Genomic DNA, 24,196 nt, shown 5'->3' on the forward strand with positions numbered 1-24,196 from the left:
AGTTTCAGCATGCCCGTCATCACCTGCGTCGAAGATCTGCGCTTACTCGCTAAAAAACGCGTTCCCAAAGCTTTTTATGATTACGCCGACAGCGGCTCCTACACCGAGAGCACTTACCGCGCAAATACCGATGATCTGGCGGCGCTCAAGTTACGTCAGCGCGTGGCGATCAACGTCGATCACCGCTCGACTCGCACAACGATGGTCGGGCAGGACGTTACGATGCCGGTTGCCATCGCACCAACCGGACTGACCGGGATGCAGTGGGCGAATGGCGAAATGCTGGGCGCGATTGCTGCCGAAAAATTCGGCATTCCTTTTACGCTCTCCACCATGAGCATTTGCTCAATCGAAGATGTCGCCAGCGTGACGACCAAGCCATTCTGGTTTCAGCTATATGTCATGCGGGATCGCGGTTTTGTGAAAGAGATGATACAGCGGGCAAAAAATGCTAAATGCTCGGCGTTAGTCCTGACACTGGATTTGCAAATTCTTGGGCAGCGCCATAAAGATATCCGTAACGGTATGTCGGTTCCACCAAAACTCACACTCGCTAATATCCTCGATCTGGCGACCAAACCCGCATGGGCGTTGCGTGCCCTGACGGGACGAAAAACCTTTGGCAATCTGGTCGGACATGTCAAAGGCGGCGATGGTATTTTGACGCTGAGTCAATGGACGGCAAGTCAGTTTGATCCGACCTTGAATTGGGATGACGTCGCCTGGATTAAAAAGGAATGGGGCGGCAAGCTCATTCTCAAAGGTATTCTTGATGTAGAAGATGCCAAGCTCGCGGTAGCGGCCGGTGCCGATGCTATCGTGGTCAGTAATCACGGCGGACGTCAGCTCGATGGCGCGATGTCGTCGATACAAGCCTTGCCAGCCATTGTGGAAGCCGTCGGGCATCAGACTGAGGTGTGGTTCGATGGCGGGATACGCACCGGACAGGATATTTTAAAAGCGACTGCCCTCGGTGCTAAAGGTAGCATGATTGGCCGGGCATTTTTGTACGGACTCGGTGCGATGGGCGAAGAGGGCGTTACAAAAATGCTGGAAATTCTATACAAAGAACTTGATGTCAGTATGGCGTTGACGGGAACCAAGGATATCCGTGAAGTAGGCCGTCATAACCTGGTTAGCTTGAAATAGCGTATCTGAGTTTTTTTTGACACGACGGATCAAAAAGTAGAACGAAATTTGAAAATGAATCTTAATTAAATCTGAATATTTTTTAGATAAATATGACTAAAAATAAAGGGCGACATCCATTGCAGATGCCGCCCTTTTTTAATTATGCTGCCTGTAATTCAGCTTGTTTGATGATGGTGAGGTTGTCGCCATCAATCGCGATTTTTCGTGGTTTGTAGACTTCAGGCACTTCGCGGATCAGTTCGATATTGAGCAAGCCATTATCGAGTTTTGCACCGACGACTTTGACATGATCCGCTAAGCGGAAGCGGTGTTCAAAATCACGTGCAGCGATACCGCGATGCAAGAAAGTGCTTTGCGTTTCGTCCGTCACTTTTTTGCGGCCAACGATTTTTAGTGTGTCGTTTTCACTTTCAAGATCAAGCTCGGAACGATCAAAACCGGCAACCGCCATCGTGATGCGATACTTGTCTTCTGCGATCAATTCGATGTTATACGGTGGATAACTTGGTGTTGCATCGGGACGTTGTGCTTCATTAAATAAATGAGCGAGACGATCAAAGCCAATAGCAGAACGGTATAGTGGAGCAAAGTCAAAATTACGCATGATATATCCTTGATAAAAGTAAGCGATATGAAGTGTGGCAGGCCTCTCCTGAGCACCTGCTGTTACGGATATGGTCATACCTGTTTGGGATTTCAAGAGCTTTTTTTGAGGAAAATAATTACAATCTCGAACGCATTATTTTTGCGTTTATTTAATATAGAAAATTCATCAGGGAAGCACCGTGGCAAAACTTTATTTCAGATATTCCGCAATGAACGCAGGCAAGTCGACGGCGATGTTGCAGGTCGCTCATAACTACGAAGAGCAAGGCCAGGTTGTGCGCTTATATACGGCCGCGATTGATCACCGCTATGGACAGGGCAAGGTCACATCGCGTCTCGGACCGCAACGTGAAGCGGAAGTATTTGACAGTGACTACAATTTTTTTACAACGACACCGAAGGTTAGTTGTGTTCTCGTCGATGAGGCGCAATTCCTCACAGCGGAGCAAGTCAAACAATTGCATCAGCTCGCACAGGTCAAAGGCGTGCCGGTTATTTGTTATGGTTTGCGCAGTGATTTTTTGGGTGAACCTTTTCCTGGATCTGCGTATTTGCTAACACTGGCAGATGACATTGAAGAATTAAAAAATATCTGCGCTTGCGGTAAAAAAGCGACCATGAATATTCGTATGGACGCGAATGGCAAACGGGTAAAACAAGGTGAGCAAGTGGCGATCGGTGGTAACGAACGTTATCAGCATGTATGTGGCCGCTGTTTTTATTCCTGAGAAATTCGGTAACAGAAATTAAATGAGGTCCTGTTGTTTTTGTTGATGTCGTATCGTAACAATTCGCAACAATTTGTGTGTCAACAGAATCGTGTCGGGTGGCGTTCTTGGCATACGTAGATTGACTACGTAACACAAACCAAACATAGAACAGGATTAATCATGAACAAGCTGATCGCCGCCTCCCTCGTTGCTGCTACCTTCGCCATGGGTACAGCGTTCGCACAAACTCCAGCATCAACGCCGGCTAAGGTTGCTGCACCAGCAGCGCCAGTTGCTGCGGTCGCTGCCAGCGCTGTTGCTAGCGTGCCCGCAACGCCAGCCCCTGCTGCTGCAGTAAAAGCTGTGAGCGCATCCGCACACGCGCATACATCTGCTGCGATGCCGGCTATGCCAGCCGCATCAGCTGCTGCAGAAGCAAAGCCAGCAATGCCAAGTGATGAGCATAAAGCAGTTAAACACATGAAGCATGCAAAAGTAAAAGCAGAAGCTAAAACAGAAGAAGTGAAAGCAGCTCCGGCGAAGTAATTTGTTCGTCAAAAAACAGGCAATCTGGCAGATCTGTATGCGCTGAAAATGCGCAATAGGGAACCCAGAACTTCTAGTAAAGACGTCACATTAAAGATTGTCCGATACGCGCGATCTCTCCGTTTGACCGAAAAAAATCCGGTGTGATGAGCACCGGATTTTTATTTTTTCTTCACCATCTAACGAATTCAACCTGTTTCCGAATGCGCATTAGGGGAAGAATGCACACGACTATGTATGCAAAAAATAAATTATTTATCTTTAATTTAAGCCTAATTTCTCCTCGATTCATCCGAAAGTCAGCTTAAATTTTTGATATTGGTTTTTACAAGGCTCACAAATATTTACAAAATTATTTGAACAATAAACAGAAAATATTAATTAAAGTTCATCAAAAAACAGATAAATCGCGTTTTTTTTGAAAAAAATCGAAAAAATCACACTTTTTTTGTCAACCAAGCGGGGGGGATAAACGCTTTTAGCTGCGAGGGTAAGACATTTCTGAGAAAGGAATGCTCCGATAAAAAAGGGAGTACAACAAAATGATTTACGAATTATTAATCCGCTCTGCTGGTAAAAATACAATGTCATCCGACAATCTGGTCTGGATCGACGCGAACCTAACGACACGTGGTTTTGAAAAGTGGATGATGGATCGCTCGCTGCTGAACAAAACTGGCGATGCGCCGGTCGCACGCTGGAGCATCATGCAAACGGTATTGCCAGCGCAATTTATGCTGGAGACAGATACAGCAGCATTGGAACATCACATCTCTGACCTGATGAATGGAACTCAGGAAATCAATGCAGTGCCAGACGCAGTCAAAGCTTTACGTATCTTCCAATTGTCGGCAGAGAAAAAAGAACTCGCAGAAGTTTGCTAAGCCTAAAACGCAGTTCCCGAGCAAACAATTCATGCTGCTTCGTTGTTCAGGTTGCAGTCGCTGAAAAAAAGTAGACGGCACCGATACTAAAAAACGCATTTCACGGATGATGAAATGCGTTTTTTTATGGCGCGCCGAAAAGTAGGACTGAAAACAGTGCTTCAGGCCTTACGGCGCGTCTCGATCGTATCTCTTGGAGATCGTTTGGCGGATTGACGGCGATCAGATTGTCCCAATATATGTTGTGGATCCCCAACCGGAATATCCGAAATCAGGCGATCAAACTCGTGCTTTACGACGGCATAACATTCACAGACGATTCTTTCCAGGCCGGGTCTGTCGATCACTTCGATATGACCACGGCTATATTTGATGAGATGCTGCCGCTGTAATTTACCGGCGGCTTCGGTCACACCCTCATGTCTGACCCCCAACATATTCGCGATTAGTTCTTGCGTCATGATCACAGAGTCTGATGACAGACGGTCTAGACTCAGTAGCAACCAACGGCATAATTGCTGCTCTATCGTGTGGTGACGGTTACAGACGGCGGTTTGGCTCATTTGTGTAATCAGTGCCTGCGTATAGCGTAGTAACAGGCGCAACACTGGCCCAGCACGGTTGAATTCATCTTTGAGTAACTGCGCTTTGAGACGATACCCGAAGCCTGCACTCTGTACTACTGCGCGGCTTGGCGTAGTGTCGCCCCCCATGAACAGAGAAATACCTAGTATGCCTTCGTTACCGACAATTGCAATTTCTGCCGAGGACCCATTTTCTAGTACATAAAGCATCGAGATAATGGCTGTCGTCGGAAAATACACATACTGTAATTTGCCACCCGACTCATAGACCGCGTCCCCCAGTTTCAACGGCACCAATTCCAGATGAGGGAGCAAACGATCAAATTCCGCAGCAGGAAGCGCCGCCAGCAAATGATTTTGTTTGGGGGAATGGAGAGTGGACATGAAAGGATTTCGGTGACAGTCCATTTAACGGACTTGCGTGGCGCATCAAGATCGGTTGATCTCAGACCAGCATAGCAGAATCACCACGTTTGTATGTGCGTTATCGCGCATAGTGGGGTGGCGTGAGTATTTCTAGAGCTCACTATCGTAAATCGTAATAAAAGGGGGGTATATGCAGAAATATAGCTTAAGCCGCAATGATTACAGCAATATTTAAATATACATCACCGAGTATATAAAATAAAAAAGTGAGTTTTTTGGCGGTTTATGATCCCAGAATAAATTTACGTAAAGAACTCAGTGCATCTATTTGATTTTGCTTTGCGGTAAATCAAAGGGATTGGTTATCTATTTTTTCGGTCTGGTTTTCCACCGATGGCGTATTTAGTGTCCCCGAACTTTTTTAGGTATATCTTCGGAGAGACGGCTGAATTCACGTTTAATCACGCCATAACATTCGCAAACAGTCTCTTCCAAGCCTGGCCGATTCAACACATCGATCGCTCCCCGGCTATAGCTGATCAGACCCGCACGCTGTAAGTTGCCCGCTGCTTCGGTCACCCGCTCGCGCCGGACGCCTAGCAGATTGGCAATCATCTGTTGTGTCATGGTGACCGAATTCGTCGAGCGACGATCCAGACTCAATAAAAGCCAGCGACATAACTGCTGCTCTACTGTGTGATGACGGTTGCAAACAGCGGTTTGCGTCATCTGAGTAATCAATGCCTGCGTGTAGCGCAACAAGACGCGCAATACCGAGCCGGCCCGGTCAAATTCATCTCTTAATAATTGGCCTCGCAGGCGATATGCATAACCTTCGCTTTGTACAACAGCGCGGTTCGGTGTGGTTTCTCCTCCCATAAACATGGAGACCCCAACTATGCCTTCATTCCCGACCACAGCGATTTCGGCACTGGCACCATCCTCGAGTACGTACATCAGAGACACAATGCAGGTAGTCGGGAAGTAGACATGCTGTAGCCGCATGCCGGACTCGTACAGGGATACGTTGTGCGCTAAGCGCACAAGTTCCAGATCCTTTGAAATACGGCCAAAATCGTCCTCAGGCAAGGCTGCCAAAAGATGATTCTGCATAGGACTAATTGGGATTGGCATCAGCGATTTATCGGGTGAAATCTCTGCCAAGAACTATTTGAAACGAGTTAGGCAAGCAAAGAAAATTAACGCAATGGAGCGTATCACGAAGATAAAAAAAACTATGCGCGACAGCGCACACATGCGCTGTCAAAAGCAATCTTTTTTCCGCGTCAGGAAAAAAGAATGACGTAAAACAAAAATGCCGCAAAAAAAACTTCGCTGCGGAATCTATGTTCGATATCGCACAGAAGTTACTTTGAAACAAATGTAGCGTGAAGATCCGATCTCATTTCAAAGGGAAATTCAGATGGCTACGTCAAGTTTGTTAAGTAATGAAAAAATGATTCGCGACATTAAGATGGTGATGGCGGATGCTGAGTTTTTTCTGCGGGTGACCGGTGACCAGGTAAATACCGATGTTACCGAGCTACACAATCTGATCTCCGCACGCTTAGCAGACGCCCGATGCAGACTGAATTTCTTGGAGCAGAAGTCGATGACCTTAGAGTTCGATATGAGCTATGTGGCACGGTTAGCATAAGCCATCTGTTTTTATAAGGAAATTAAACGTCATACGGCCGCCAACCGCGCCCACTCCGCCCAGCACTCACGACAACATTCTGTATCTGAAAGATCCGCCATATTATGACGAACCGTATTCTCATTATTACTAACGTTAAGGTGGATGCCGATACGTTAGAGTATGTCCTTAAAAAAGCGAGCGATGGGCCTTTTGAGATAGAGCGCGCGACCAAACTTGCCGATGGATTGAGTATTTTAAAATCCAAACACATTGATGCAGTGTTAGTTGATTTGTTTCTCCCGGATAGTCGTGGAATCGATACGTTTTTTCGTCTTTTTGCCGAGGTACCGTATTTACCGATTCTGACTTTGAGTTCTGAGGAAGATGAGTCTTTGGCGCGCGAAGCAGTCCAGCGCGGATCACAAGGATATTTGTCTAAAGGACATTTCGCCAGTTATCTGGTTCCTCAGTCTTTGCGTAACTTGATACAGCGCAAAGCAGTCGAGGAAAGTCTTTATATCGATAAGGCTCGCGCTGAAATTACACTGAATTCGATCAGCGATGCGGTAATTGGCACTGATATGAATAGTAACGTCGATTATTTGAATCTTGCTGCAGAGCGCATGACGCAATGGTCGCGCGAAGAGGCTCGCGGACGACCGATCAGCGATGTGATGCCCTTGATTAATAGCGAAACACGTGTCCCCGTAGTGAATCCGATCACGGTCGCGCTGTCGCAGGCCAAGCCGATTGTTCTTGTACCAGGAACGATCATGATCCGACGTGATGGTAGCGAGGTCGCAATTGAAGATTCAACCTCGCCGATTCATGATTCGGCTGGACGCATGGTCGGTGCGGTGATTGTCTATCACGATATTACCGCTGCTAAAGCGATGGCAATCAAGATGGCACATCTGGCACAGCATGACTTTTTGACTAACTTGCCAAACCGAGTTCTTTTAACCGACAGGATTGCGCAAGCGATTGGTCTTGCCAAGCGTCGCGGTACTCAAGTCGCTCTGTTGTTTTTGGATTTAGATAATTTTAAACATATCAATGACTCGCTGGGACATGCGACGGGTGACAAGTTATTGCAATCTGTCGCTAAACGGTTAGTTGGCTGTGTGAGGGGATCCGATACCGTGAGCCGTCAGGGCGGCGATGAATTCGTGATCTTATTAACTGAAGAACAGGGCGGTGCTTATTCATCACTGACTGCAGATAAAATTCTTGCTGCCCTCGCCGCTGTGCATTCTATTGCGAACAATGAGCTTCACGTCACCACCAGTATTGGTATCAGTATTTACCCAGCAGATGGTTCAGATGCTGAGACATTGATAAAGAACGCGGATACGGCGATGTATCAGGCAAAAGAAAAAGGGCGAAATAATTTTCAGTTCTTTAAAAACGAAATGAATATCCGTGCCGTTGAACGACAGGTGATCGAGGCGAACTTACGTTATGCCCTCGAACGAAAAAATTCGTTTTGCATTATCAGGCCAAGATTAATCTGATGACCGGCGCCATTACCGGATCTGAAGCATTGTTGCGCTGGATACACCCAAAGTGGGGAATTGTGCCACCAAGTCGCTTTATCGCAATTGCCGAGGATTGCGGTGTCATCGTTGAAATCGGACGCTGGGTGCTACGTCAAGCTTGTTTGCAGAACAAAAGATGGGAAGAGGCAGGATTAAATCCCGGGTCGATCGCGGTGAATATTTCTGCGATTGAATTCCGGCGTCATGACTTCATCGACGTCGTCCGAGCGATCCTAACTGAAACCGGATTGCGCCCGGAATGTCTGCAATTAGAAATTACAGAAAGCGTCTTAATGCGAGAAGCCGAATCGAGTATCGCGATTTTAAAGCAGCTCAAGGATATGGGTGTGCAACTTGCGGTGGATGATTTTGGTACCGGCTACTCTAGTCTCAGTTATCTGAACCAATTCCCGATTGACGTACTAAAAATTGATAAATCCTTTGTCCACGATATCGGATCCGTGAAAGGAAACGGCATTATTGCCAGCGCCGTCATTGCCATGGGTAATAGTCTGAAACAAAAAGTCATTGCTGAGGGTGTGGAGGATCAGGCGCAACTGGTATTCTTAAAAGAGCAGAATTGCGAAGAAGGGCAGGGCTATATTTTTTGCCACCCGGTAGCGGCAGAGAAATTTACCACCTTATTACGACGCGGTGTCGGCGGTACATCGATTCATTGATTCATTGATTCATTGATTTTCTATGATTGCCAATGACTTCTTACGAGTGTGACTGATTATTAGTAGGGTCATTTGTTTAAACTGTTTTTGGTTCGTCATCGTACATACATTGAGCGATGAACTACGTATCCTGATTGTTATATTGAGTCTGTTTGAACGCGTATTGTCGTGTGCAGCTCATCAGGAGAATTTGATGAATCAGCTGTTCCGGCCACCTGTTGTCAATAGCCTGCTGGGGCGCCTGCTGCGGGCAGGGTTGAATCCGTTGAGTTTTGACCAAGATCGCGTGCTTCTGCAAAGCGGACAAGTATTGCATGACGCTGGTGAAGAGGTCAGCACGGTCTATTTCCCCGAAACTAGCCTTATCTGCCTGTCAGGTAAATTGAACCTGAATTCCAGTCACGAGTTAGGTTTGATCGGCCAAGATGGTTTGGTTGGTATCACAGCGATGTCAGGAAAAAATCTAGACTACATCAAGGCCATCGTACAAAAACCTGGCAGTGCAATCAAAATAAGTGCCCCTGTATTGCAAAGAGAAATGCAAAAAAATCCTCAAGTGCAATTAGCCTTGTTTGAATATCTCAATCAATTTTTAGCGCAGACCATACAGATTGCGGTGTGCAGTAAATTCCATTTATTGGAAGCGCGACTGGCGAGATATTTATTGACCACAAAAGATCATCTGGCATCGACAGAATTCCATTTAACCCATGAATTTATTGCCCAATCTCTCGGTGTACGGCGCGTCGGCGTCACAAAGGCAGCAGTCGCTTTACAGCGTCTGCAGTTAATCAGCTATTCACGTGGCGAGATTAAAATTTTGGATGAATCCCGGCTGGAAGATATGACCTGTGACTGCTATCGTCTGATCCGCGAGATTAGTAAGAGTGTCGATAAATAAATTCACAGCACGTGCTAGTCGTATAACCGTATATCCGTCCATTGAATATGCACCGCATGCCTATTGATATTTGCTGCGATCAGCGCATCTCTCGTGTCGAGGGAGATTGATGCGCTGTCGTTTTAGTTCTAACTCTAATGCTTACTGATCGCGTTCTTGATGATCTGTTTCGCATCGCCGATTTTTTTCTCTGCCTTGCCATGCGCTTGCTTCAATAATCCCTTGGCCTGCTGTTCACGATTACCTACCAGCTTACCCGCACTTTCCTGTACCTTGCCAGACATATCTTTGGCAACACCTTTGATTTGGTCTTTGTTCATGATTTTTTCCTTGGATAAAATACGATTGCAAATATCAAATTCAAGGCTGGTCAGTCGACATTACCTCGAAAATGCACTGCGCAGAGCGTCAGTGCTATCAGAGTAGAGTTGCTTGCTTAACTAGTCTGTTCGATATCGTACATTTGCGCCCCAGTTGCTTTGTGTGCGCTGACGCACTGAGAAATTATCCTGATCCAGCTATAACCAACTATCGCTGTTCTATTCACAGAGGTGTCTGCAATCTGTGTGATAGAGCGGCAGAACAGAACCGGACATCCCATTTTGTCTAGGCATGCGTAGCACATCGACCATAGCTGGAGGCGATGTTGTCTCTGTGCTGCTTGGTCGTATGGCCACTCATCAGTCCCTCCTCATCAAAGTGCCATGTTAAAACTTACTAGCGGGTCCCGCTCCTATTCAGAAGACGAACCACAGCTTCCGCCGTTGAAGTCGGAGTTATTCAGTGTTATCCAGATGGAGACGCATGGCCGTGTTTTGGCAGGACGACATAAAATCGGCACCGATAAGTCTGCAGATCAGCTGTTGCCACGTTTGGCCGCAAACGAAGAGGCGTTGATTGATGCCTGTGCCGCGTTGACTTCTGCATTGAGAGAGAATCGCCAGATAACCCCCGCTGCTGAATGGCTGCTCGATAATTTTTACCTGATTGAGGAGCAGATACGTATAGCCAAACAGCATTTGCCAAAAGGGTATAGCAAGGAGTTGCCGAGACTGACGATTGGGCCATCGGTTGGTAAGCCGCGTGTGTATGACATTGCACTGGAGACGATTTCACATGGCGATGGCCGCGTTGATCCAGAAGGTTTAAGTCGGTTTGTAGCGGCCTATCAGCAGGTTACGATGCTGCGACTGGGTGAGCTATGGGCGATTCCGATTATGTTGCGCCTGGCATTAATTGAGAACCTGCGTCGGGTGGCGACTCGGATTGCGACTTGCCGGGTGAACCGTAACCTGGCGAATGCCTGGGCTGATGAACTGATCGATGCGGCTGATAAAGAACCCGGTAACCTTATCTTGCTCGTAGCAGATATGGCGCGGTCCGAGCCTCTGCTTGATAGCTCCTTTGTCGCTGAGGTCGCGCGTCGTCTGCAAGGACAGAGCCCGGCATTGACCTTGCCACTGACTTGGGTTGCGCAACGCTTATCTGAGACTGGCCTGACGATAGAGCAGTTAGTGCAACTGGAGACACAACAGCAAGCTGCTGATCAGGTATCGATCAGTAATAGCATCGGTAGCCTGAGGTTTTTGGGCTCGATGGACTGGCGAGATTTTGTTGAAACGATGAGTCATGTTGAGCATGTATTGCGACGCGACTATGCCGGTGTTTATGCCGAGATGGATTTTGCAACACGAGATCGTTACCGGCATGTGATCGAGAGTCTCGCGAAGCATGCTGAGATCAGTGAAGTCGACGTGGCAGAACATGCACTACGCCTGTCATTATCAGAGTCCGTAAAAATAACGAATACCGATAAGCTTGAGTCTGAGGGGCGTGCTGAATCCAATGTAGACCTTAGTATCGACCTTGTCAAAAAGGGACGGTCACCTAAAGAGCACGTCGGCTATTTTCTGGTCGGTAACGGATTGCCCGCCTTGGAGCTGGCGATCGACGTCAAATACGGCTATATCAAAAAATTCCTTAAAAAAAATAAATCATCGATTGATACCTATTATCTTTGCCTCATCTTTGGACTGACCGCACTATTCACTATCCTGCTAATTGCAGAGTCCTATGAAGACGGATTACGTGAAGTCACATTGGCCACGTTGGGTATTTTGGGATTTTTTGCAGGAAGCCAGTTGGCCGTAGCGCTGGTCAATTGGGTGGCGACCATACTTGCAACGCCTAATTCTTTGCCACGGATGGACTTTTCTTTGGGCATTCCGGCAAAGGCGCGCAGCATCGTCGCGGTCCCGACTATGCTATTGAACGAGCAGACGATCGATCGGTTATGCGAAGCACTGGAGGTCCGGTTCCTTGCGAATCGTGATGCAAATCTGTTTTTTTGTCTTTTAACCGATTTGGCAGATGCGCCGACCGAAACGACCTCAAAGGACGCGGCATTAATTAATCAGGCAGCGAATGCGATTGCTTTACTGAACCAGACTTATGGCAATGATACCCATAGCCCATTCTTTTTATTGCACCGTCCACGTCGCTGGAATCCGCAGGAGCAATGTTGGATGGGCTACGAACGTAAACGCGGCAAGCTATCAGATCTGAATGCGTTTTTACGTGGTAATACGGATCTTTTATTTACGCGTATTGTTGGTAACGTCTCGCTGCTGAAGGATATACGCTATGTGATTACTCTGGATTCGGACACGCAGTTGCCGCGCGACTCTGCTCGTTTGTTTATTGCAACGATTGCACATCCGCTCAATCAAGCCGTATACGACGCTAGTAAGCAGCGTGTCGTGGAGGGTTATGGCATTTTGCAACCTCGTATTGTGTCAAGTTTGCCCAGCGCGAACGCGTCCTTGTACGAACGATTGATTGGTGGTGAAGCCGGTATCGATCCATACACCCGTTCAGTCTCTGACGTGTATCAGGATTTGTTTCAGGAGGGATCGTTTATCGGAAAAGGAATTTACGATATTGATGCCTTTGAGCTGGCGCTAAATGCCAGACTGCCGGAAAACCGCATCCTCAGTCACGATCTGTTAGAAGGCTGCTACGCCCGCTCTGGCTTAATCAGCGATGTGCAGCTACATGAAGAATATCCGTCCCGCTATTATTCTGATGTCAGTCGGCGCCACCGTTGGATACGCGGAGACTGGCAAATTCTGACTTGGCTCCTCCCTAACATTCCTGTAGTTGAAAAATCCGTTGCCAGCTTTAACACTATTGTAACTAATGCCTTAGGACCAAATGTGGTTGCAGACCTTGATGCAAACTCAAGCGTCGCTACCTGTATTAATCCCGAGGCAGATGTGAAGCTCGGCACGGGAGTCCAACACTCCAAAGTCCCGTCTCGCTCACGTACAACAGTGAATCCACTTTCTATGCTGTCGCGCTGGAAAATTTTAGATAATGCCCGTCGCAGTCTGATCGCGCCTGTGTTGATCGCCTTACTGGTTTTTTCCTGGCTATCGTTGCCGTCTCCTTGGGTTGGTAGTCTGGCTGTAGTCACTATTTTATTTTTGCCATCTCTTGCGGCCTCTCTGCTTGCCTTATTGAACAAGTCCCGTGAAGTATTAATCAGACAGCACATACTTGCTGCATTACGTAATAGTGCGCGGCATCTTAAGCATGTACTACTGAATCTGACATTCTTGCCATATGAGGCTTTTTATAGTCTGGATGCGATTATTCGTACAGTTTGGCGGGTGGTTATTTCTCACCGTCGTATGCTGGAATGGCAACCATCGAGTCAATCAGGTGAACCTCCAAACGACAACCTGATCACCTCACTACAGCGCATGTGGAGTGCGCCCGTATTTGCATTTGGCGTAGTCATTGTTTTGCTTTGGAATCGTCCATCAGCGCTAACGGTCGCGTTCCCGTTTGTGTTGTTATGGATGGCGTCTCCGGTAATTGCCTGGTGGGTGAGTCGTCCAGTGGTAAAAAAACTATCTGAGCTGAGTGTCGGACAAATGGCATTTTTGTATCGTCTTACCCGTAAAACCTGGGCCTTCTTTGACAACTACGTTGGTCCCGCAGATAGCTGGTTACCGCCTGACAATATGCAGGAACAGCCTATCGCAGTGATCGCTCACCGTACTTCACCGACGAATATCGGACTCGCTTTGCTGGCCAATCTGTCTGCCTATGATTTTGCGTATATTCCTATGGGGCGCTTGCTTGATCGTAGCAGTCAAACCCTGGCAACGATGGCACGGTTAGAGCGCTATCAGGGACATTTCTATAACTGGTATGACACGATCAGCTTGTCGCCCTTACATCCCGTCTATGTATCAACGGTCGATAGCGGCAATCTTGCCGGTCACTTGCTGACGCTAAAAGTCGGCTTGCTTCAGTTGCAGGATGAACCTGTTTTTTCAGAAACAGGTTTTCAGGGAATCCTTCATACGTTTTTAGTACTGACCGAGAGTATGGATGCTGAGCCGTCCGAGGAAATACAGGCTTTTCATCATTGCATCGACGATGCTTGCGCTGCTGGTCAGCAGGGTTTGTATGCCGCGATGACAAAGCTCGATTTATTGGAGAACAAGGCACTCGATATTCTGGAGCAAATTGAAAGACACCAGGATGTGCTTGCCGATAGGATCGAAGTGCCACTCGTTATTCCTGTCAATTTTGTCCCGACCGCACCGGAAAGAAAACAACAGCAATTATATTGGGCTCAGGCTTTAGTTCGGCAGTGCGCCGATGTGCGTGATGACTTGATGTTCCTGGCGCCGTGGCTGGCTGAACCAGGTTTGCGACAACTCAGCAAGGATATTTCCGCATTGTCAGCGATCCCGTCGCTGAATGAACTAGCGAGATTCGGTATCGAAATACCACAGATGATCGCCCGGCTGGTTGGTTCTGGAACCGTGCAAACCGATTTGCCCGAACTTTGGACGAGACTGTCTGGTCTGGTGTTGCAGGGAAGCTCTCGGGCTAACGAACGTATTGCACAGATTCAGCAACTTGCATTACAGGCTGTTGAGTTTGCCCGTATGGAGTACAGTTTTTTGTACGAACCAACCACACATTTATTAGCCATTGGCTGTAACGTCGCGGACCGCCGCCTCGATACTGGATGCTACGATCTGCTCGCCTCTGAAGCACGCCTGTGCAGTTTTGTCGCCATTGCGCAAGGCCAGTTGCCGCAGGAAACTTGGTTCGCTTTGGGACGCCAACTAACATTGGCCGGCGGCGAGCCTATTCTCTTGTCGTGGAGTGGCTCAATGTTCGAGTACCTGATGCCGTTGCTGGTGATGCCAAACTTTGACAACACTCTGCTTGATCAGACGTATAAATCCGTCGTACAGCGACAAATAGAATATGGCGCACAGCGAGCCGTCCCATGGGGTATTTCCGAATGTGGCTACCACGCATTTGATACAAGCCTGAATTATCAGTACCGCGCCTTTGGTGTCCCAGGTCTCGGTTTGAAACGTGGTCTTGGCGACGATCTGGTTGTCGCTCCCTATGCATCCATGCTGGCACTGATGGTTGCGCCTGAGCAGGCTTGCGACAATTTGCAAAGGTTAGTAAGAGAAGGGGCGGGAGGCAGCTGGGGTATGTATGAGGCAATTGATTACACGCCTTCGAGACTGCCCCGAGGCCAGACTCAGGCGCTGATCCGTTCGTATATGGCACATCATCAGGGTATGAGCTTACTGTCTCTGGCGTATGTGTTACTAGACCGTCCTATGCAGAAACGGTTCATGTCAGATCCCTTATTTCAGGCGACGTTGCTGCTACTTAAAGAACGCATTCCTAAGCCGAGCGCGTTTTATTCTAATACAACAGAGCTTGCCGACATACGTTCCGCTGCGAGTGAGCAGGAGATGCCGATGCGCATCATTACTCGTGTTGATTTGCGGATACCAGAGGTGCAATTACTGTCGAACGGTCGCTACAACGTGATGGTAACAAACAATGGCGGCAGCTACAGCCGCTGGCGTGATCTGGCGATTACTCGATGGCGTGAAGATAGTACCTGTGACAACTGGGGTAGTTTTTGCTATATCCGCGATTTATCCAACGGTACTTATTGGTCGAGCGCTTATCAGCCTACGTTGCAATCGTCAAAGTTTTATGAAGTTATTTTTTCCGAGGGGCGTGCTGAGTATCGCCGTCAGGATGATGGCATAGAAACCTACACGACCATAGTTGTCTCACCTGAAGATGATATTGAAATGCGCCGCACCCGGATCACCAACCGCTCGCGTGCTGCCAAAACAATTGACGTGACTAGTTATGCCGAGGTGGTGTTAGCTCCGGCGGCGGCTGACAATATGCATCCGGCATTTAGTAATCTCTTCGTGCAAACAGAAATCCTACCGCAAGAGAGTGCCATTATCTGCCGGCGTCGTCCACGTTCTGAAAGTGACTTTACGCCGTCGATGTTTCATTTAATGGCGGTACACGGCGCAGCGAGTGAAGGAACATCGTACGAGACTGATCGGATGGCTTTCATCGGTCGTGGTAATACGAGCCAGGCTCCTATCGCAATGGCACAAAAAACACTATCTGGCAATCAGGGCTCGGTGCTTGACCCAGTCGTTGCGATTCGTCATCAGATCCGACTAGAACCAGAACAAACCGTCATCATTGACATGGTCACGGGAGTAGCGGAAACGCGTGATCAGGTGCTAGGACTGATCGATAAATATCAGGATCTTCATCTGGCCGACCGGGTATTTGAACTGGCGTGGACGCATAGTCATGTCGTCTTGCGCCAGTTGAATGCCAGTGAAGCCGACGCACAACTGTATGGTCGCCTCGCGAATTCGGTGATTTATTCGAATGCTTTGTTGCGCGCTGATGCGAGTATTTTGATCAAGAACCGGCGTGGCCAGTCCGGCTTATGGAGCTACGCAATTTCTGGCGACTTACCAATTGTGCTGCTGCAAATCAGTGACGTTGATAATATCGAATTGGTCCGGCAGATGGTGCAGGCGCATGCCTATTGGCGTATGAAGGGCCTCGCAGTTGATCTGGTGATATGGAATGAAGACAGGGCTGGTTATCGACAGATTCTTCAAGACCAGATCATGGGTCTAGTCGCTTCCGGTATCGAGCCACATGCCATGGAACGACCTGGCGGAATTTTTGTTCGATTGGCGGATCAGATACCAAACGACGATCGTATCCTCTTGCAATCCGTGGCGCGCGCGATCTTGTCTGACACCCGCGGTACGCTGGCTGAGCAGATTAATCGTCGCGCGCAGGTCGAAGTAAGAATACCGTTGCTGACACTGAGTAAATCACATACACCGATACCCTCAGCAGCACCGACCACGTCTTCCGCTCGAAATGATCTCGCCTTATTTAACGGCCTCGGTGGATTCTCCCCTGATGGCCGCGAATATGTCATCACAACATCGGCAAGCAATACGACGCCAGCACCTTGGGTCAATGTCATTGCGAATGCCCATTTTGGCACAGTGATCTCGGAGAGTGGGCAAGCCTATACCTGGGGTGAAAACGCACATGAATTTCGTCTGACACCTTGGTCCAATGATCCGGTATCGGATGGTGGTGGAGAAGTATTTTATCTCCGTGATGAAGAGACTGGACACTTTTGGTCACCGACTCCCTTACCCTGTCGTGGACATGGCGATTATGTGACAAGACACGGGTTCGGATACAGTGTATTTGAACATGTCGAAGAGGGAATTAAGTCAGAGCTGTCTGTGTATGTAGCCCTGAACGATGCTATCAAATTTTCGGTACTCAAAATACGTAACGACTCCGGTGCAACTCGCTCGCTGTCAGCGACCGGCTATGTTGAGTGGGTGTTGGGTGATGTGCGACAAAAATCAGTGATGCATATCGTAACCGAGGCAGATCCTGCTACTGGTGCTATTTTCGCCCGCAATTCTTACAACACGGAATTTTGTGATCGCACGGTTTTCTTTTATGCCGATGCGATCTCATTGAGTATGAGCGGTGATCGTACTGAATTTATTGGACGAAACGGCAGTTTGCGACAACCCGCTGCAATGAGCAGAACGCGCTTGTCAGGAAAACTTGGAGCGGGGCTGGATCCATGTGCTGCGATTCAGATTCCTTTTGACCTGGCAGATGGCGAACAACGTGAAATTATATTTTTGCTTGGGACTGCCGGACAGCGTAGCGCAGATGTCAGCAGTCTGATACGGCGCTTCCGTGGAACAAGCGCGGCAGCCGATGCACTCGCTGATGTTAAACAATATTGGGGTGCAACTTTGGGTGCGGTACAGGTAGAGACACCTGATCTCTCGCTAAATATTCTAACGAATGGCTGGCTGATGTATCAGACACTTGCCTGCCGGTTGTGGGCGCGTAGTGGTTTTTACCAATCCGGTGGAGCATTTGGATTTCGTGATCAGTTGCAGGATGTGATGGCGTTGATCCATACTCAACCACAACTTGCGCGTGAGCATCTGGTCTTGTGTGCAGCTCATCAATTTGTTGAGGGCGATGTACAACATTGGTGGCATCCACCAATTAATCGGGGGGTCCGTACGCACTGTTCCGATGATTATCTGTGGCTGGCACTGGCGACCTGCCGGTATGTCAGCAGCACACGTGATTACAAAATTCTTGATGAAAAAATTGGCTTTCTTGAGGGCCGGCAAGTCAATTTTGACGAAGACTCTTACTACGATCTGCCAGGTCAGTCTGGCGAAACGGCAACACTGTATGAACATTGCATGCGCTCAATTAAACACGGCTTGCGCTTTGGCATACATGGATTGCCATTAATCGGCTCCTGTGACTGGAACGACGGTATGGACAAAGTCGGCGCGGAAGGAAAAGGCGAAAGTGTATGGCTGGCATTTTTCTTTTATCAGGTGTTGATCCGATTTGCCGAGTTGGCAGACCAGCGACTAGATCAGGTATTTGCAGATCTCTGCAGGAATGAGGCAACGACCTTACAAAAAAATATTGAGCAACATGCGTGGGACGGTGATTGGTACCGCCGTGCGTATTTTGACGATGGTAGTCCTCTGGGTTCTTCAAGTAACGGCGAATGTCAGATTGATTCCATTTCACAGAGCTGGTCCGTACTTTCTGGTGCTGGCGATCCTGTTCGAGCGCGCGCGGCAATGCTAGCGGTAGACCAACGTTTGGTACGTCGTAAAGATTTGCTGATCCAGTTACTCGATCCGCCATTCGATCACTCCGAGCAGAATCCAGGCTATATCCGCGGTTATGTTCCGGGTGTGCGGGAGAACGGTGGACAGTACACACATGCTGCAATCTGGACAGCGATGGCCTTTGCAAAGCTTGGCGACAGCAAACGCGCTTGGGAGTTGTTTGACATGATCAATCCTGTTAATCATGCCCGTACTTCTAGTCAAGTCGCACGTTACAAGGTTGAGCCTTATGTCATTGCTGCGGATGTCTATGCGGTCAGCCCACATGTAGGGCGTGGCGGCTGGACTTGGTACACCGGCTCATCCGGCTGGATGTATCGACTGATATTGGAGTCGCTATTGGGTGTTACGCTGGAAGGAGATCAACTCCGGTTTACTCCTTGTCTACCGGCTGACTGGAATCACTTCAAGGTACATTACCGCTATAGAGATACCACTTACCATATTTCCGTCACCACGACCTATGGTGAGAGCGAGGCAATTTCGCTTACGCTTGATGGCGTGCTGCAAGAGTCGTCGTTACTCCATATGGTGAACGATAGTCAGGAGCATCAAGTGGAATTACTCATCAGCGACATGGCGGAATAGATATCGTCTCCGTTCTCTCGACGCTGTCGGTTTGTCGAATACGCGGACCGCAGCTCACCGACAGAGATGAGGTCTATGTGTCGTTTCATATGTGGACGAATGTTCACTGAACACGGCTGCCGGTTGTTGCGGATTGTTAATGATTACCACGCACGCCACACATCGAATTCTTTTACATCTATGTGAGTTACCGAACAGAGACCCTGGGTGTCTGTCCGTAAGCTTCTTTCTCATGCGCTGTCATGAGAACGACAAGAATTACTCTTCCTTTTCTCTTTGATCAGCAATGTTTTGCTCGAATTTATTTCCTGTTCTGTTCATCATCTAAAGGTTTCAAAATGCAAAAATTCCATAAAATCGCACTCGCCGTGTCACTGTTATGCGGTGTCGTTGGCAGCAGCATGGCACAACGTTCGCCAGAAAATTATGAGTACAACCCATCGTGGTACGTCGCACCTAGTCTGGGTGCTGTTGATGCCGATACCCATTTTGGTGTAACGGGTAACGGTGAAGCCGCGGCAATTCGGTTTGGGCGCGCCTATTCAACCGACTGGGACTTGCAATTCGGTACCAGCTATGGTCGTCATCGTGATAACGGTACACGTTACCAGCAAAATACTCTGGGCATCGATGCCTTGTATATGTTTTCCCGAAAAAGCTTGCGTCCGTTCCTGTTAATTGGCGCCGGTGCACAGTACGACAAAATCAATACACCGCTGATAGAAAAATCACAGACATCGCCTTATATGAACGCCGGTGTCGGTTTTCAATACGGATTTACCGACCAGTTAGCAATGCAGGCTGATCTACGTCGTGTGCATGGCTTTATTCGCGGCGATGATTTGGGATTTAGTCATTCGAATAATAATTATCTGAATGTCGGTCTGGTATTCACCTTTGATAAGCCAGTACAACGTGCTGCGCGTGTTGAGCCAGCTCCAGCGCCTGATGCCATAGTCATTTCAGAGACTCGCCCTGCGCCCATGCCGATGCCAGCACCAGCGCCAGCACCAATGCCACCGCGCTTCGAAAAAGTGACGCTATCGGCAACCGAATTATTTGGATTTGATAGTTCCGCTTTAGTTGGATCACAGCCAAAGCTTGACGAGATCGCGGGTGTTCTAAATAACAACTCGCAGATCAGTGATGTCGTGATTACCGGTTATGCCGATCGTCTGGGTACCGATAAATACAATATGAAGTTGTCGCAACGTCGTGCGGATGTCGTCAAAGCATATTTAGTCGATAAAGGCGTGGCACTGACTCGTCTTTCCGCACAGGGTAAGGGCGAATCGAATCCGATCGTGCAGTGTACAGAAAAAAATCGTGCTGCCCTGATCATCTGTCTGGAACCAAATCGCCGCGTCGAAGTCGAACAGATGACGATAGAACGTCGCGTGCAGTAGTTGCAATAGAGTAAGAGCGGTCGTCACTGAGCTGAGTGGCGATTTTCAGGCCTCGCTAGTTGGTTATGGCGAGGCTTTTTTATGCGCTTGCCAGGTAGGTAGTCAGATCATGGGGACGGGAATCGATGGAGACACTTATTGCTAGAAACTACTGATTGAAACTATTAAGTAAATCATATACTCCCCCTATATGATAATAAAATAGGCCTTATTCCGCTTTATTTTATTGGTGATTAAAAATATACTAGATAGGAGTATATTATTTTTTGCCAAGTCGTAAGCTACCAAACACCAGCGCATATTGGCGCGTGAATTCTGCTCCCAGTAAAAAAATCTGTGCAGAATAATACACCCACAGTAGCAGTGCAATCATTGATCCTGCAGCACCGAAACTGGTCGCGACACCGCTGTTCCCGATGTAAAGACCAATCCCGTATTTGCCGATAGAGAAGAGTGCCGCCGTACCGAGCGCGCCGATCCAGACATCACGCCAGGATAAACGTACCTGCGGCAGCATTTTAAAAATGATGGCAAACAGAGAGGCTATTACCGCAAAGCCGACCAGTGATGAAATGGGAATTAGAAGCAGCGCGATATCGATCTGAATGCCGCTCCAGTAATGCTCAAGAAATACCAGTGCTGCACTGATGATGAGCGAGACCAGCAGTAAAAATGCCAGCACGAGTATCAAGCCAAATGATAGCAAGCGCGTACGTAATAGTCGCCATAGGCCAGGCTGCTTAAGCTTAGGAACCTGCCATATTTCATCCAGACTTTCTTTTAATTCGGCAAACACACTGGTTGCGCCGATCAATAGCAATAGTGTGGCAAGCAGCGTCGCCAGCCGGCCTTCTTCAGGATTGCGTGCGCCAGCTAATAGAAATTGAATTGCCTCCGCGCCACTGCGTCCGACTAGTCCCTGTAACTGATTTAATATTTCGCCTTGCGCCGCTTGTTGACCATAAAAAAAACCGGCGATGGCGAGTACCAGAACTAGAATCGGGGCCATGGAAAACAAGGTATAAAAAGCCAGTGCCGCGCCTTTACTCGCTGCACGATGATGTATCCATTGTTCGATTGCTCGACCGATCACGGTGCACATGAGCTTAACTGACGACGGTAATAAGAAAATGGTGTCACGCACGGTGTGTGAGACTGAGCTGAGCTGTTGCAAAAGTCGGCGATAGTGTGACGTCATGGAGCGCAATTTTCGGTGAATGATTCGTGTAGTCTGCCAACAAGGTTTGCAAGACAGCGCACGATGAATGAGGAAATGTGGTGATCGCTGCAAGATACGCAGGCATGGTAAGTGCATCCTCGCAGCATGCCTGAACTATTTTGAATGGTAGGTACGCTAGCGAACAGAGCGCCATGTGGAAAGCGGCGATCATCATCACGAGCTGAATACAAACTGAGTACAAGCGCAATCACAGCAGTGATTGCGGATTAACACTATGTATCTCTCTAAGGGGGCGTCCCGGCGATGCGTATTGTTCACATTGGATTTGGCATCGGATTAGGTATTACTGGCTTTCTCCTTCTGACACACAGAACTTACCTTGCTTACTTCATAAAGATAGGACATATTGCGATGAAAAAATTAACTACGGCACTTTCCTTCGGTGTTGCCAGCGCCTTGGTGCTGACACTGAGCGGGTGTAATAAACCGACGGATATCGCCGGACCATCCGCACCGACAATCACAGTAGGTACTCAGGTCGACGACACAGTAGTCAGCACAAAAGTATCCTCCGCATTGATGGCTGATAGTGATATCAAGGGCTATGACATCAAGGTCGCTGTTCGTAAAGGTGAAGTGATGTTAAGCGGCTTTGTCGACAATCAGACGCAAATCGACAAAAGCGTTGCGCTAACCCGTGTAGTAGAGGGCGTGACTGGCGTTGATAATAAGTTGCTCATCAAAGAGAGCCCGAGGACCATCGGTAATAAAATTGACGACAGCGTCATTACTGCCAAAGTGAAATCGGCATTACTAGCCGACTCTTCCGTAAAAAGTTTTGATATCGGCGTTGTCACGAGTAAAGGCGACGCGCAACTTAGTGGTTTTGTCGACAGCGAAACGCAAATCGCACGCGCCACTGAAGTCGCTAAAAGTGTAGAGGGCGTGCAGAAAGTATCGAATCAGATGAGTGTAAAAAAATAGTGACAGTTAAGAAAGTGATAGGGCCTCACCGCGTCGCCCGTTGATTATGGTGTATCAGGAGGCGATCTCCGCCAACTCCGTCAACTATTGACTCAATGATTTATTCCACCAATGCTGGCCTGCGTGCGGCGCTGCCAGATCTAATCGTTCGCCCATCTCCGGCGTACTGATCTTCACTTGCTTCTGTTCTGCCAGTTCGACGATACGTTCAAACGGTTCTTGCCATACGTGCATTGCCAGATCGAAGGTGCCGTTGTGAATCGGTACGAGTTGTTTGCCGCGCAAGTCCAGATGGGCTTGCAGCGTTTGCTCCGGTTGCATGTGGATGTCCGGCCATTCCTTATCGTAAGCGCCGGTTTCTATCAGGGTGAGATCGAATGGGCCGTATTTGTCACCTATCGTTTTAAAACCATCGAAGTAACCCGTATCACCGCTAAAAAATACGCGGGTATCGTCATCCATGATGATCCAGGATGCCCACAAGGTCTGGTTGCCGTCGAACAGTCCGCGTCCCGAAAAATGCTGGGATGGTGCGGCTACCAGCTGAATCCCATGCACGTGAGTGTTTTCCCACCAGTCCAGCTGTTGAATTTTATGGGCGGGAATGCCCCATTTGATCAGCGTATCGCCCACGCCTAGCGGCGTCAGAAAGTGCTCTACCTTCTCTGCTAGTTGCAGGATGGCGTCATGGTCGAGATGATCGTAATGATCATGCGACAGAATCACGGCTTTGATCGGTGGCAGGTCCTGAATGCTGATCGGCGTCTGATGAAAGCGTTGCGGCCCCATCCATTGCACTGGCGACGCGCGCTCAGAGAATACAGGATCGGTCAGCCAGAATTCGCCCCGTAATTTCAGCAGCATCGTGGAATGGCCGAGACGGTACAGCGAGCGATCCGGCGCGGCGAGCAAATCGTCGCGGCTTAAGGCGTTCACAGGAATCGGTTGTGCTGGCACGGTACCAGCAGGCTTATGGAACATAAAGCGCCACATGATCTGCATGGTTTTGACGAATCCCGGACGTACCATGGAGGCGGCATTTCTGAATTTGCCAGCGGCGCGTTGAGGCGATTCCGCATAAGCGTGGGAGGTGGTGCGGACGGTCATCGTGCGGGTAGCCATAATCAATAGTCCTGTCAGAAAAACGCTAGTCATTTATATGCTGCTGATCCGGTGTATGTCGTTCGAGATGAAAAGGTGATCAGGTTGATCCTTGGGAGCTCAATCGGTTTTCGTCTAAACTAAACTACACAGTGTAGTTTCATTTTAAAAGCAAAATCACGAAAAGTAAACTAATCAGTGTAAAATATCCAAATCCTTATTTAAAA

17 protein-coding genes are annotated in these 24,196 nt (G+C 48.4%); 11 read left to right on the forward strand and 6 right to left on the reverse strand.

The genetic code is table 11. The features are described 5' to 3' along the window. The first annotated feature begins 9 nt into the window (after window positions 1-9). Window positions 10-1,149, forward strand: a complete 1,140-nt coding sequence (locus ACO0LE_RS04255) for an alpha-hydroxy acid oxidase (protein ID WP_422959167.1) — start codon at window positions 10-12, stop codon at window positions 1,147-1,149. Window positions 1,150-1,291: 142 nt separating this feature from the next. Here the strand turns inward: ACO0LE_RS04255 and ACO0LE_RS04260 are convergent, their stop codons facing one another. Further along, the gene (locus tag ACO0LE_RS04260; protein ID WP_422959168.1) at window positions 1,292-1,756 is read right to left on the reverse strand and encodes an Hsp20 family protein; all 465 of its coding nucleotides are present in this window, start codon (window positions 1,754-1,756) and stop codon (window positions 1,292-1,294) included. A gap of 181 nt (window positions 1,757-1,937) precedes the next feature. On the opposite strand from ACO0LE_RS04260, the gene ACO0LE_RS04265 reads away from it, so the two are divergent. The 3 genes from ACO0LE_RS04265 to ACO0LE_RS04275 all read left to right on the forward strand — a co-directional run bounded on the left by ACO0LE_RS04265 (window position 1,938) and on the right by ACO0LE_RS04275 (window position 3,898). Beyond that, entirely contained in the window at window positions 1,938-2,486 is a 549-nt protein-coding gene (locus ACO0LE_RS04265; RefSeq protein ID WP_422959169.1) for a thymidine kinase, read from the forward strand. 162 nt (window positions 2,487-2,648) lie between these two features. Beyond that, the gene (locus tag ACO0LE_RS04270; protein ID WP_422959170.1) at window positions 2,649-3,014 is read left to right on the forward strand and encodes a hypothetical protein; all 366 of its coding nucleotides are present in this window, start codon (window positions 2,649-2,651) and stop codon (window positions 3,012-3,014) included. 542 nt (window positions 3,015-3,556) lie between these two features. Continuing rightward, a complete protein-coding gene (locus tag ACO0LE_RS04275) occupies window positions 3,557-3,898 on the forward strand; it encodes a hypothetical protein (RefSeq protein WP_422959171.1) in 342 nt (113 codons plus the stop codon). Window positions 3,899-4,059: 161 nt separating this feature from the next. On the opposite strand, the gene ACO0LE_RS04280 is transcribed toward ACO0LE_RS04275, so the two are convergent. Together ACO0LE_RS04280 and ACO0LE_RS04285 are read right to left on the reverse strand one after the other, a co-directional pair. Continuing rightward, on the reverse strand, window positions 4,060-4,866 hold the full coding sequence (locus tag ACO0LE_RS04280; RefSeq protein ID WP_422959172.1) for a Crp/Fnr family transcriptional regulator: 807 nt from the start codon (window positions 4,864-4,866) through the stop codon (window positions 4,060-4,062). A gap of 384 nt (window positions 4,867-5,250) precedes the next feature. Further along, window positions 5,251-5,961, reverse strand: a complete 711-nt coding sequence (locus tag ACO0LE_RS04285) for a Crp/Fnr family transcriptional regulator (RefSeq protein ID WP_422959173.1) — start codon at window positions 5,959-5,961, stop codon at window positions 5,251-5,253. A 310-nt stretch (window positions 5,962-6,271) separates the two neighbouring features. Between ACO0LE_RS04285 and ACO0LE_RS04290 the strand changes: the two genes are divergently transcribed. The 4 genes from ACO0LE_RS04290 to ACO0LE_RS04305 all read left to right on the forward strand — a co-directional run bounded on the left by ACO0LE_RS04290 (window position 6,272) and on the right by ACO0LE_RS04305 (window position 9,606). After that, window positions 6,272-6,505 (forward strand): hypothetical protein, encoded by a 234-nt coding sequence (locus tag ACO0LE_RS04290; RefSeq protein ID WP_422959174.1) that lies wholly within the window; start codon window positions 6,272-6,274, stop codon window positions 6,503-6,505. Between the two features lie 104 nt (window positions 6,506-6,609). Then, the gene (locus ACO0LE_RS04295; RefSeq protein ID WP_422959175.1) at window positions 6,610-8,001 is read left to right on the forward strand and encodes a diguanylate cyclase domain-containing protein; all 1,392 of its coding nucleotides are present in this window, start codon (window positions 6,610-6,612) and stop codon (window positions 7,999-8,001) included. Continuing rightward, a complete protein-coding gene (locus ACO0LE_RS04300; RefSeq protein WP_422959176.1) occupies window positions 8,001-8,705 on the forward strand; it encodes a putative bifunctional diguanylate cyclase/phosphodiesterase in 705 nt (234 codons plus the stop codon). Before ACO0LE_RS04295 ends, ACO0LE_RS04300 begins: the two co-directional genes overlap by 1 nt. Before the next feature lie 193 nt (window positions 8,706-8,898). Continuing rightward, entirely contained in the window at window positions 8,899-9,606 is a 708-nt protein-coding gene (locus ACO0LE_RS04305; protein ID WP_422959177.1) for a Crp/Fnr family transcriptional regulator, read from the forward strand. A 134-nt stretch (window positions 9,607-9,740) separates the two neighbouring features. Here ACO0LE_RS04305 and ACO0LE_RS04310 read toward each other — a convergent pair whose 3' ends face one another. Next, window positions 9,741-9,926, reverse strand: coding sequence for a CsbD family protein (locus ACO0LE_RS04310; RefSeq protein ID WP_422959178.1), 186 nt, complete (start codon window positions 9,924-9,926; stop codon window positions 9,741-9,743). Between the two features lie 384 nt (window positions 9,927-10,310). On the opposite strand from ACO0LE_RS04310, the gene ACO0LE_RS04315 reads away from it, so the two are divergent. Next, window positions 10,311-19,298 (forward strand): GH36-type glycosyl hydrolase domain-containing protein, encoded by an 8,988-nt coding sequence (locus ACO0LE_RS04315; protein WP_422959179.1) that lies wholly within the window; start codon window positions 10,311-10,313, stop codon window positions 19,296-19,298. A gap of 338 nt (window positions 19,299-19,636) precedes the next feature. Further along, window positions 19,637-20,704 (forward strand): OmpA family protein, encoded by a 1,068-nt coding sequence (locus tag ACO0LE_RS04320; RefSeq protein WP_422959180.1) that lies wholly within the window; start codon window positions 19,637-19,639, stop codon window positions 20,702-20,704. 259 nt (window positions 20,705-20,963) lie between these two features. Here ACO0LE_RS04320 and ACO0LE_RS04325 read toward each other — a convergent pair whose 3' ends face one another. Continuing rightward, entirely contained in the window at window positions 20,964-21,806 is an 843-nt protein-coding gene (locus ACO0LE_RS04325) for a YihY/virulence factor BrkB family protein (protein ID WP_422959225.1), read from the reverse strand. A gap of 489 nt (window positions 21,807-22,295) precedes the next feature. On the opposite strand from ACO0LE_RS04325, the gene ACO0LE_RS04330 reads away from it, so the two are divergent. Next, on the forward strand, window positions 22,296-22,868 hold the full coding sequence (locus ACO0LE_RS04330) for a BON domain-containing protein (protein ID WP_422959181.1): 573 nt from the start codon (window positions 22,296-22,298) through the stop codon (window positions 22,866-22,868). Between the two features lie 84 nt (window positions 22,869-22,952). Here ACO0LE_RS04330 and ACO0LE_RS04335 read toward each other — a convergent pair whose 3' ends face one another. Next, window positions 22,953-24,023: an MBL fold metallo-hydrolase gene (locus ACO0LE_RS04335; protein ID WP_422959182.1), complete on the reverse strand. Its 1,071-nt coding sequence runs from the start codon at window positions 24,021-24,023 to the stop codon at window positions 22,953-22,955. Between the last annotated feature and the right edge of the window lie 173 nt (window positions 24,024-24,196).

It is taken from the genome of Undibacterium sp. Xuan67W, from assembly GCF_049340165.1.
Taxonomy (GTDB): domain Bacteria; phylum Pseudomonadota; class Gammaproteobacteria; order Burkholderiales; family Burkholderiaceae_D; genus Undibacterium.

Coding starts and splice junctions, on each gene's coding strand:
- ACO0LE_RS04290 (WP_422959174.1), top strand. CDS start 6,272: ATGGCTACGTCAAGTTTGTTAAGTAATGAAAAAATGATTCGCGACATT.
- ACO0LE_RS04310 (WP_422959178.1), bottom strand. CDS start 9,926: ATGAACAAAGACCAAATCAAAGGTGTTGCCAAAGATATGTCTGGCAAG.
- ACO0LE_RS04335 (WP_422959182.1), bottom strand. CDS start 24,023: ATGACTAGCGTTTTTCTGACAGGACTATTGATTATGGCTACCCGCACG.
- ACO0LE_RS04285 (WP_422959173.1), bottom strand. CDS start 5,961: ATGCAGAATCATCTTTTGGCAGCCTTGCCTGAGGACGATTTTGGCCGT.
- ACO0LE_RS04280 (WP_422959172.1), bottom strand. CDS start 4,866: ATGTCCACTCTCCATTCCCCCAAACAAAATCATTTGCTGGCGGCGCTT.
- ACO0LE_RS04295 (WP_422959175.1), top strand. CDS start 6,610: ATGACGAACCGTATTCTCATTATTACTAACGTTAAGGTGGATGCCGAT.
- ACO0LE_RS04320 (WP_422959180.1), top strand. CDS start 19,637: ATGCAAAAATTCCATAAAATCGCACTCGCCGTGTCACTGTTATGCGGT.
- ACO0LE_RS04275 (WP_422959171.1), top strand. CDS start 3,557: ATGATTTACGAATTATTAATCCGCTCTGCTGGTAAAAATACAATGTCA.
- ACO0LE_RS04315 (WP_422959179.1), top strand. CDS start 10,311: ATGTTAAAACTTACTAGCGGGTCCCGCTCCTATTCAGAAGACGAACCA.
- ACO0LE_RS04270 (WP_422959170.1), top strand. CDS start 2,649: ATGAACAAGCTGATCGCCGCCTCCCTCGTTGCTGCTACCTTCGCCATG.
- ACO0LE_RS04305 (WP_422959177.1), top strand. CDS start 8,899: ATGAATCAGCTGTTCCGGCCACCTGTTGTCAATAGCCTGCTGGGGCGC.
- ACO0LE_RS04300 (WP_422959176.1), top strand. CDS start 8,001: ATGACCGGCGCCATTACCGGATCTGAAGCATTGTTGCGCTGGATACAC.
- ACO0LE_RS04255 (WP_422959167.1), top strand. CDS start 10: ATGCCCGTCATCACCTGCGTCGAAGATCTGCGCTTACTCGCTAAAAAA.
- ACO0LE_RS04325 (WP_422959225.1), bottom strand. CDS start 21,806: ATGTGCACCGTGATCGGTCGAGCAATCGAACAATGGATACATCATCGT.
- ACO0LE_RS04330 (WP_422959181.1), top strand. CDS start 22,296: ATGAAAAAATTAACTACGGCACTTTCCTTCGGTGTTGCCAGCGCCTTG.
- ACO0LE_RS04260 (WP_422959168.1), bottom strand. CDS start 1,756: ATGCGTAATTTTGACTTTGCTCCACTATACCGTTCTGCTATTGGCTTT.